This is a genomic window from Streptomyces sp. NPDC007164 (assembly GCF_040634135.1).
Lineage (GTDB): Bacteria > Actinomycetota > Actinomycetes > Streptomycetales > Streptomycetaceae > Streptomyces > Streptomyces sanglieri.
The window spans coordinates 1-7,608 of the sequence record NZ_JBEYFB010000106.1 but is presented as its reverse complement, the minus strand read 5'-3'; the positions used below and the strand labels follow the sequence as shown (position 1 = coordinate 7,608).

Below are 7,608 nucleotides of genomic sequence, written 5' to 3'. Positions count from 1 at the left end.
CTCACCGACCCCGTCGCCAACATCACCGCGGCCGCCAACTACGCCGCCGACCGCTACGGATCCATCGACAACGTCAACTCCGCCTACTGAGCCGGGGTCCGATGCCGAAAACGTCGGCCGCGCGGGCAAACGCTCTGCTTGGCTCGACCCATGAGTGATCTCCACATACGCCCCGCCGGCCTCACAGACATCGACACCGTGCTGCGGTTCTGGTGCGAGGCCGTAGAGGGAACGAGCACCAGCGACGACCACGACGGTGTGGCCCGGCTCATTTCGAGCGACCCAGAAGCCCTGCTGCTGGCGGACCGGGACGGCCGTCTCGTGGGAACCGTCATAGCCGGCTTCGACGGCTGGCGATGCTCCGTCCACCGGCTGGCCGTGCACCCCGACCTCCGTCGGCAGGGGATCGCCACCGCCCTGATGGAAGCGGCCGAACAGCGATTCCTCGCCCTGGGCGGTCGACGGGTCGACGCCATGGCCCTGGAAGCCAACGAACGGGCGCATCACACCTGGGCCTCGGGTGGATACCACCGCGAGGACGACTGGCGGCGCTGGGTGAAGCCGCTCACGGACTGAGAGGATCACGGACAGACCGGCCGACTTTGCCGATCCTTTACTATGGTTCCTCACCTGTCCGATCCTCCCGAAAGGTGTGAGCGTCCGCCCATGGGCGAGCCTCCCAGTAGTCGACATCGCCGGCACCGAGCGATCCTCCTGTCCCTGCCCGATCATGGGACGGAGGTGAACCGATGACCGAAGTGCTTCTGCTGCTCGTGGCAGTACTGCTCTCGCTGGCCTGCGGCGCCTTCGTCGCGGCCGAGTTCTCTCTGACGACGGTCGAGCGCGGACAGCTCGAACGCGCCGTCGAAAGGGGCGAGCGGGGCGCGGCGAGCGCCATGAAGGCCGTACGCAGCCTCACGTTCCAGCTCTCCGGCGCTCAGCTCGGCATCACGGTCACCAACCTGGTGGTCGGCATGCTCTCCGAACCGTCCATCGCGAAACTGATCCGCGGCCCCGTGGAGGCGGTGGGCCTCGCCCCGAGCGTGGCGTCCTCCGTGGCCCTCGTCCTCGGTACGGCGCTGTCCACCGTGTTCCTGATGATCGTCGGTGAACTGGTTCCGAAGAACTGGGCGATCTCCTCCCCGCTCGCCGTGGCGAAGACCGTGGCCACCCCGCAGCGGGCGTTCACCGCCGTCTTCCGGCCCTTCATCAGTCACCTCAACAACACCGCCAACCGGATCGTGCGCCGCTTCGGCCTGGAACCGGCCGAGGAACTGGCATCCGCGCGCAGCCCGCAGGAGCTGGCGGCGCTGGCCCGGCACAGCGCGAAGCAAGGTGCGCTGGAGGCCGACACGGCGGAACTGTTCGTCCGCACCCTGAACCTGGCCGAACTGACGGCGGAGAACGTAATGACCCCCCGGGTCCAGGTCACCGCGCTGGAGGCGCAGGCGACCGCCGAGGATGTCGCGAACGCCACCCGGGCGACGGGCCTGTCCCGTTTCCCCGTCTACCTCGGCAGCCTGGACACCGTCGTCGGTGTGGCACACATCAAGGACGTGCTGGCCATCCCCGCCGAGCAGCGGTCCCACACCCGCGTGTCGGAGATGCTGCGCGAACCCCTGCTGGTGCCCGAGACACTCACGGTGGACCGGCTCCTGGACCGGTTGTCCGGCAAGCTCGCCATGGCCGTCGTCATCGACGAGTACGGCGGCACGGCCGGAGTCGTGACACTGGAGGACATCGTCGAGGAAGTGGTGGGTGAGGTGCGCGACGAGCACGACCCGCACGAGACCGCGGACCTCGCACCGGCCGGCGAGGACGCCGACGGGCGGACCCTGTGGTCGGCCGACGGCGCCGCCCGCATCGACCAGCTGAAGACGATCGGACTGCGGGTGCCGGACGGACCGTACGAGACACTCGCCGGGCTCATCGCCACCGAGGTCGGCCGCATCCCCGCCGTGGGTGACGCGGTCGAGCTGGCGGGCTGGCGGATCGATGTGGTCGACGCGTCCGGACGCCGCGCCGCGCGGGCCCTGCTGCACGCGCCGCTGCCCGGCGACGACGAGCGGACGGAGGACGCACGATGATCGCCGTCCAGCTCTTCATCGGACTGATGACCCTGGTCGTCAACGCCTTCTTCGTCGGGGCCGAGTTCGCGCTGATCTCCGTACGCCGCAGCCAGATCGAGCCCGAGGCCGAGGCCGGCAACCGGCGGGCACGGAGCGTCATCTGGGGCCTCGAACACGTATCGGCGCTGCTCGCGGCGGCGCAGCTCGGCATCACCCTCTGCACACTGGTGCTCGGCATCGTCGCCGAGCCGGCCTTCGCGCATCTGCTGGAGCCGGTCTTCGACGCGGTGGGTGTGCCGCACGGACTGATCCATCCGATCTCATTCGTGATCGCGCTGTCCGTGGCGACGTATCTGCACATGCTGCTCGGCGAAATGGTGCCGAAGAACATCGCCCTGGCCGAGCCCGTACGCGCCGCGCTGCTGCTCGGGCCGCCGCTGGTGACCCTTGCCAGGACGCTGCGCCCGGTGATCTTCGCGATCAACGCCTTCGCCAACGCGCTGCTCAAGATCCTTCGGGTCGAGACGAAGGACGAGGTGTCCGCCACGTTCTCCGACGACGAGCTGGCCCGGCTGGTGACGGACGCGGGCGACGCCGGGCTGGTCGACGACCGCTCGGCCGAGCGACTGCACCACGCGCTGGAACTGGGCCGTCGCCCGGTGCGTGATGTGGTGATGCCGGTGGACCGGGTCGTGTACGCCGAGGTCGGGACCACGCCGGAGCAGTTGGAGCGGCTCTCGTACGAGACGGGCTTCTCGCGCTTCCCCGTGATGGACAGCGAGGAACGGATCCTGGGCTACCTCCATGTGAAGGACGCCCTCGATGCCACCCCGCGCGATGTGCCCTTCCCGGTGACGGCGATGCGCCCGATCGCCCGGGTCCGGGCGAGTACACCGCTCGACGACGTCCTGACCGCGCTGCGGCGCAGCCGTACGCATCTGGCGGCGGTTCTCGACGAGGACGACCGGCTGGCCGGAATGGTCACCATGGAGGACGTGCTCCGCGAGCTGGTGGGGCGCCCGAAGACGCGCTGACCCGCACGGGGGCCGCGGTACGGATTGCCGGCCGCGGCCCCCGCCACGACCGGGTCCGTGGTCCGGCCCGTGTGGGGGTGGCGGGCTCCGGAAGCGGCCGGACCGGCCGCGATACGATCGCATCGCCATGGAAACAAATGCCTCCTACAACAGTCTTGTCGCGGTCGGCGACTCGTTCACCGAGGGCATGTCGGACCTGCTGCCCGACGGTTCGTACCGCGGCTGGGCCGATGTCCTCGCCGGCCGGCTCGCCACCCGCGCCCCGGATTTCCGCTACGCGAATCTCGCCGTACGGGGCAAGTTGATCGGCCAGATCGTCGACGAGCAGGTCGATGTGGCCGCCGCCATGCGTGCGGACGTCGTCACACTCGTCGGCGGACTCAATGACACGCTGCGGCCCAAGTGCGACATGGGCATGGTCCGCGGACGGCTCGAAGAGGCCGTGGAACGTCTCGCACCCTCGTGCGGAACGCTTGTGCTCATGCGCAGTCCGGGGCGCAACGGCCCGGTGATGGAGCGCTTCCGTCCGCGGATGGAGGAGCTGTTCGCCCTGATCGACGACCTGGCCGCCCGGCACGGAGCGGTGGTCGTCGATCTGTACGAGTCGTCGGCGCTGGGCGATCCCCGGTTGTGGGACGTCGACCGGCTGCATCTGACGGCCGACGGGCACTCGCGGGTCGCCGAGGCGGTCTGGCAGACGCTGGGGCTGCCGCCGGAGCACGACTGGCGCACCCCGCTGCCGACCGCCGTCCCGCCCAGGTGGGCCAGGCGACGCGTCGACGATCTCCGTTTCGCCCGCGAGCACCTGATGCCCTGGATCGGCCGCCGCCTGACCGGCCGCTCCTCCGGGGACGGCCGGACGGGTGCCCAGTACAGCTCCGAGCTGGGAAGGGCGTTCTGGGTCACCCCACAGGACGCCTGTGACCCAGGTCCCGTGGCGACCTGGCGCCGGGTCGACTCGGCTCCGCTCCAGTAACCACCTGCGGACCGGACCTCGGCTCCGCTCCAGTAACCACCCGCAGACCGGACCTCGGCTCCCCTCCAGTAACCACCCGGGGGCCGGATCTCGGCGCCGGCCCGCACGGACCGTCTGCGGAGTCCAGACACCGCTGCGGCCCTGCCGGGCAGCGGCAGGACGCGCTCACCCGCCGATGTCCTGGTGTCCTTCTCCAGGGCCGCCGCGCAGAGGATGGCCTCAACGCGACACCTCATGGCCTCATGACGGATTTTCGCCGGCATGATCGGTGCGTAGCGTCGTCGGCATGGCCTCAGCACCAACCCTTTCAACGAGCACCGACCGCCGCCGACCAGCACTGATGTTGCTGTGTCTCGTGCAGTTCATGCTCGTCCTCGACGACACCGTGGTGAACGTCGCGCTCCCCAGCGTCCGGGAAGAGCTCGGCTTCACCACGGCCGGCCTGGCCTGGGTTGTCAACGCGTACTTCCTCGCCTTCGGCGGCCTGCTGTTGTTGTCCGGTCGGGCGGCCGACCTGCTGGGCCGGCGCCGTGTCTTCCTCGGCGGTGTGGCGGTGTTCGGCGTCGCGAGCCTCGCCTGCGGGCTGCCCAGGAGCCGTGGCACCTCGTGGTGGCGCGGTTCGTCCAGGGCGGGGGCGCGGCCATGGCCAGTCCGGCGGCGCTGTCCCTGATCACGCTCATGTACACCGGTGCCGAGGAGCGCGCCAAGGCGTTCGGGCTCTGGGGCGCCATCGCCGGTCTGGGCGGCACGATGGGGCTGGTGATCTCCGGTGCGCTGACCGGATTCGCCTCGTGGCGCTGGATCTTCCTGATCAATCTGCCCGTGGCCGCGATCGCCCTCGTGCTGGTCCCGCGCCTGGTCACCGAGAGCCGGTCCCCTCACCGGGCACGCCTGGACGCACCCGGAACGGTCCTGGGCACCGGCGCCGTCCTGTCCCTGGTATTCGGGCTGCTCCGGGCCGGGGAGACGGGTTGGGGCGGCATGACGGTCATCGGCCCCCTGCTCCTGGCCGCCGTCCTTGCCGCCGCCTTCCTCGCGGTCGAGGCACGCACGGCCGACCCACTGGTGCCGTTGCCGTTCCTGGCCGACCGCACCCGTGCCGTCGCCGGCGTCACGAGCCTGATGTTCTCCGCCTCCTTCTACGCGATGGCCTTCCTGCTGATGCTCCACATGCAGACCGTGCTCGGCTACGGCCCGCTCAAGGCCGGCTTCGCCTATCTGCCCTACGGCGCCGGAATCCTCACGGGCATGTGGCTCGCCTCGCGCGCGGCGGCCGGGTTCGGGACGCGCTGGATCCTCGTCGCGGGATTCCTGCTCAGCGCCGCCGGTCTGCTGATGCTGTCCGGCACCTCACCGAACGACCACTACGCGCTCGGCGTGCTCCCCGGTGTGCTCGTCGCGAGCCTGGGCGGCGGCCTGAGCCTGCCCACCCTGACCGTCGCCGCGGTCAGCGGCACCACCGAGGAGAACGCCGGGCTGGGCTCGGCGATCCTCACCTCCGTCCAGCAGGTCGGCGGCGCCGTGGGACTGTCGGTCCTGGTCGCCCTGGCTGCGCAGCGCACCGACGCGGTCGTCGGCCCGACCGGCCCGCTCGATGCCGCGACGGAGGGCTTCTCCCTCGCACTCAGGGTTGCCGCCGCCTTCCTCGCGCTCGGCGCCCTCGTGATCGCCATGCTGCTCAACGGCCGTCGGGAGAGCACCTCGGCGTAGCAGGTACCGGGATCCGGGCGCGCCGCGGCGGCCGGGGGCGAACGCCGCGAACAGCATGCGCGGTGTCAGCGGGGATGCCGGCCGGGGAGTCCCGGACGGCGGTGCTTCGTTCGGGTGGTCCCTGGCGGGCCGGCGCGGGCCGGTAGGACACCAGCGCCTGCAGGTCGGCCGGTACGATACTCAGGAACCGGTCCCGGAACTCGGGTACTTCGCCGATCCGCGCGGGAATGCCGCCCATCTCCCTCAGCCGGTCAGCCGGTCAGCCGGTCAGCCGGTCAGCCGGTCCATGATGTGGTCGTCCGTCATGGCCGGATGCAGCGCTCCGCCGCCACCGATCACACCCGGGGCCGGTCTCCCTGAGACGCCGCCCCAGAGGGGCGCCAGGCCCTCCCCTCCAGCATGCGTGCGGTCTCGGACGCGACCAGCGCGCCCAGGCTGTGCCCGAAGAGCGCCGGCGGCGGACGCCGCCGCCCATGGCGCGACTGCGTCCGCTGCCGTCACGGCCAGCTTCGTCCTGTCGTCGAGTGGCGCCTCGGTGTGCCGCTTTCCCCGGCCCGGCAGGTCGAGCATCAGCAACTCCCTGTCGTCCGGCTGGTGATGGGTCAGCGGGTGAACGGCGGCGGACGAGCCGCCCGCGTGGTGGATGACCACCACGCGCACTGCGGGATCGGCGACTCGGCGGGGCCGTACGAGCACGGTCATGCGGAAGGCTCCCGTTCAGCCTCGGCGTCGCGGCGGTGATGTTCGCGGCGAGCTTGCTGATCACCTCGGCCAGGGGCACGTCGAGGGGCAGTTCCTCGGGAGGGAGGCCGAGGTCGCAGTGCTCCTCCACCTTTGTGATGAACAGCGTGGGGGTGAACGAGTCCCCGCCCGCGTCCAGGAACGACCGTTCGGGATCCAGCCCTTCGGGCTCGTCGAGCACATTGCGCAGCTCGGCCAGGAGGTACGCCTCCCGCTCCACGGGGGTGAGCGAGCCGAGGGAAAGGCGCGGGCCGGACGTGTCGGTGCCCCGCGCCGCGCCCGCTCCGTCGTGCGGCTCCTCGATCCAGTAGCGCTTGCGGCGGAAGGGGTACGTCGGCAGGTCGCTCGGAAGGTTCGCTCCCGGGGCACGCAACCGGTCCCAACGCAGCCGAGCGCCTGCGGTGAACAGTGCGGCGGCGGCGAGCAGGAACGCCGCCGGGTTGCCCGCGTCGCCGCGTACCCAGGGGTGGACACGGTGGCGCCGCCCCCGTATCCGCCCCCTGGCACATGCGCACCTCGGCCTCCGGGCCGAGACCACGTACGACCTGCGCCGGCGACTCGACCGGGCCGGGCCCGACCGACCCGCCCGGTCCGCCCGATGCGGGGCCGGTGCGGGGGACCGGGAGGCACCGGCCGACTCGGTGACGGCGCATTCGAGCGCTGTGCCACCAGCTGTGCACGGGGGCGGGCGGCACGGCCCCGGTCCGTCAGCCCGCAGCGAGCAACAGCCCCTCCACGAAAGGCAGCGCGGACAGTACCGGCGGACAGCTCCACCGCGGGGTGCGCAGCGTCAACTCCACGTCCCCGCACCCCGGTCCCTCGACGACCACGGGCCCCACCGCGTCCATCATGACCGCCTCTTCGGCATCGCCCGGGGTCCCGGACACGTCGGCACCGCACGCGAGCGCGTGGACTCACCAGCTTCCGATCGGCATCCCCGCAGCACGAAGGAACCGGGGCCCCACAGGCTGGTCCAGGCACGAGGCGCTCCCGGCGACGACGGGAGCGTGGTTTCGGGGTCTGCGGTTGGTGTCGGTGGACGGGACGACCTTCGACCTTCCCGATACGCAGGCCAACG

The 7,608-nt window shown here is 71.2% G+C and carries 6 protein-coding genes and 3 pseudogenes; 6 read left to right on the top strand and 3 right to left on the bottom strand.

All coding sequences use genetic code 11. The annotated features are described in order from the left end of the window. From ABZ622_RS41410 to ABZ622_RS41385, 6 genes and pseudogenes are all read left to right on the top strand, one after another. Window positions 1-90 (top strand): annotated as a pseudogene (locus tag ABZ622_RS41410) (lytic transglycosylase); the annotation flags it as partial. A 60-nt stretch (window positions 91-150) separates the two neighbouring features. Next, on the top strand, window positions 151-576 hold the full coding sequence (locus ABZ622_RS41405) for a GNAT family N-acetyltransferase (protein WP_360552441.1): 426 nt from the start codon (window positions 151-153) through the stop codon (window positions 574-576). 173 nt (window positions 577-749) lie between these two features. After that, a complete protein-coding gene (locus ABZ622_RS41400) occupies window positions 750-2,087 on the top strand; it encodes a hemolysin family protein (protein WP_360552439.1) in 1,338 nt (445 codons plus the stop codon). Then, on the top strand, window positions 2,084-3,103 hold the full coding sequence (locus ABZ622_RS41395) for a hemolysin family protein (RefSeq protein ID WP_360552437.1): 1,020 nt from the start codon (window positions 2,084-2,086) through the stop codon (window positions 3,101-3,103). The genes ABZ622_RS41400 and ABZ622_RS41395 overlap by 4 nt, the downstream gene beginning before the upstream one ends. 127 nt (window positions 3,104-3,230) lie before the next feature. Beyond that, window positions 3,231-4,079 (top strand): SGNH/GDSL hydrolase family protein, encoded by an 849-nt coding sequence (locus tag ABZ622_RS41390; protein WP_360552435.1) that lies wholly within the window; start codon window positions 3,231-3,233, stop codon window positions 4,077-4,079. A gap of 286 nt (window positions 4,080-4,365) precedes the next feature. After that, a pseudogene (locus ABZ622_RS41385) lies at window positions 4,366-5,789 on the top strand (MFS transporter). Between the two features lie 335 nt (window positions 5,790-6,124). On the opposite strand, the gene ABZ622_RS41380 reads toward ABZ622_RS41385, so the two are convergent. The 3 genes and pseudogenes from ABZ622_RS41380 to ABZ622_RS41370 form a co-directional block, all read right to left on the bottom strand. Continuing rightward, window positions 6,125-6,214 (bottom strand): hypothetical protein, encoded by a 90-nt coding sequence (locus ABZ622_RS41380; RefSeq protein WP_360552443.1) that lies wholly within the window; start codon window positions 6,212-6,214, stop codon window positions 6,125-6,127. 377 nt (window positions 6,215-6,591) lie between these two features. Continuing rightward, a pseudogene (locus ABZ622_RS41375) lies at window positions 6,592-6,750 on the bottom strand (acyl carrier protein); the annotation flags it as partial. A gap of 487 nt (window positions 6,751-7,237) precedes the next feature. Further along, a complete protein-coding gene (locus tag ABZ622_RS41370) occupies window positions 7,238-7,417 on the bottom strand; it encodes a hypothetical protein (RefSeq protein ID WP_360552433.1) in 180 nt (59 codons plus the stop codon). Window positions 7,418-7,608 lie beyond the last annotated feature (191 nt).

Excerpts from the sequence above, each read along its gene's own strand:
- ABZ622_RS41400 (WP_360552439.1), top strand. The coding sequence starts at position 750 with ATGACCGAAGTGCTTCTGCTGCTCGTGGCAGTACTGCTCTCGCTGGCC.
- ABZ622_RS41405 (WP_360552441.1), top strand. The coding sequence starts at position 151 with ATGAGTGATCTCCACATACGCCCCGCCGGCCTCACAGACATCGACACC.
- ABZ622_RS41395 (WP_360552437.1), top strand. The coding sequence starts at position 2,084 with ATGATCGCCGTCCAGCTCTTCATCGGACTGATGACCCTGGTCGTCAAC.
- ABZ622_RS41390 (WP_360552435.1), top strand. The coding sequence starts at position 3,231 with ATGGAAACAAATGCCTCCTACAACAGTCTTGTCGCGGTCGGCGACTCG.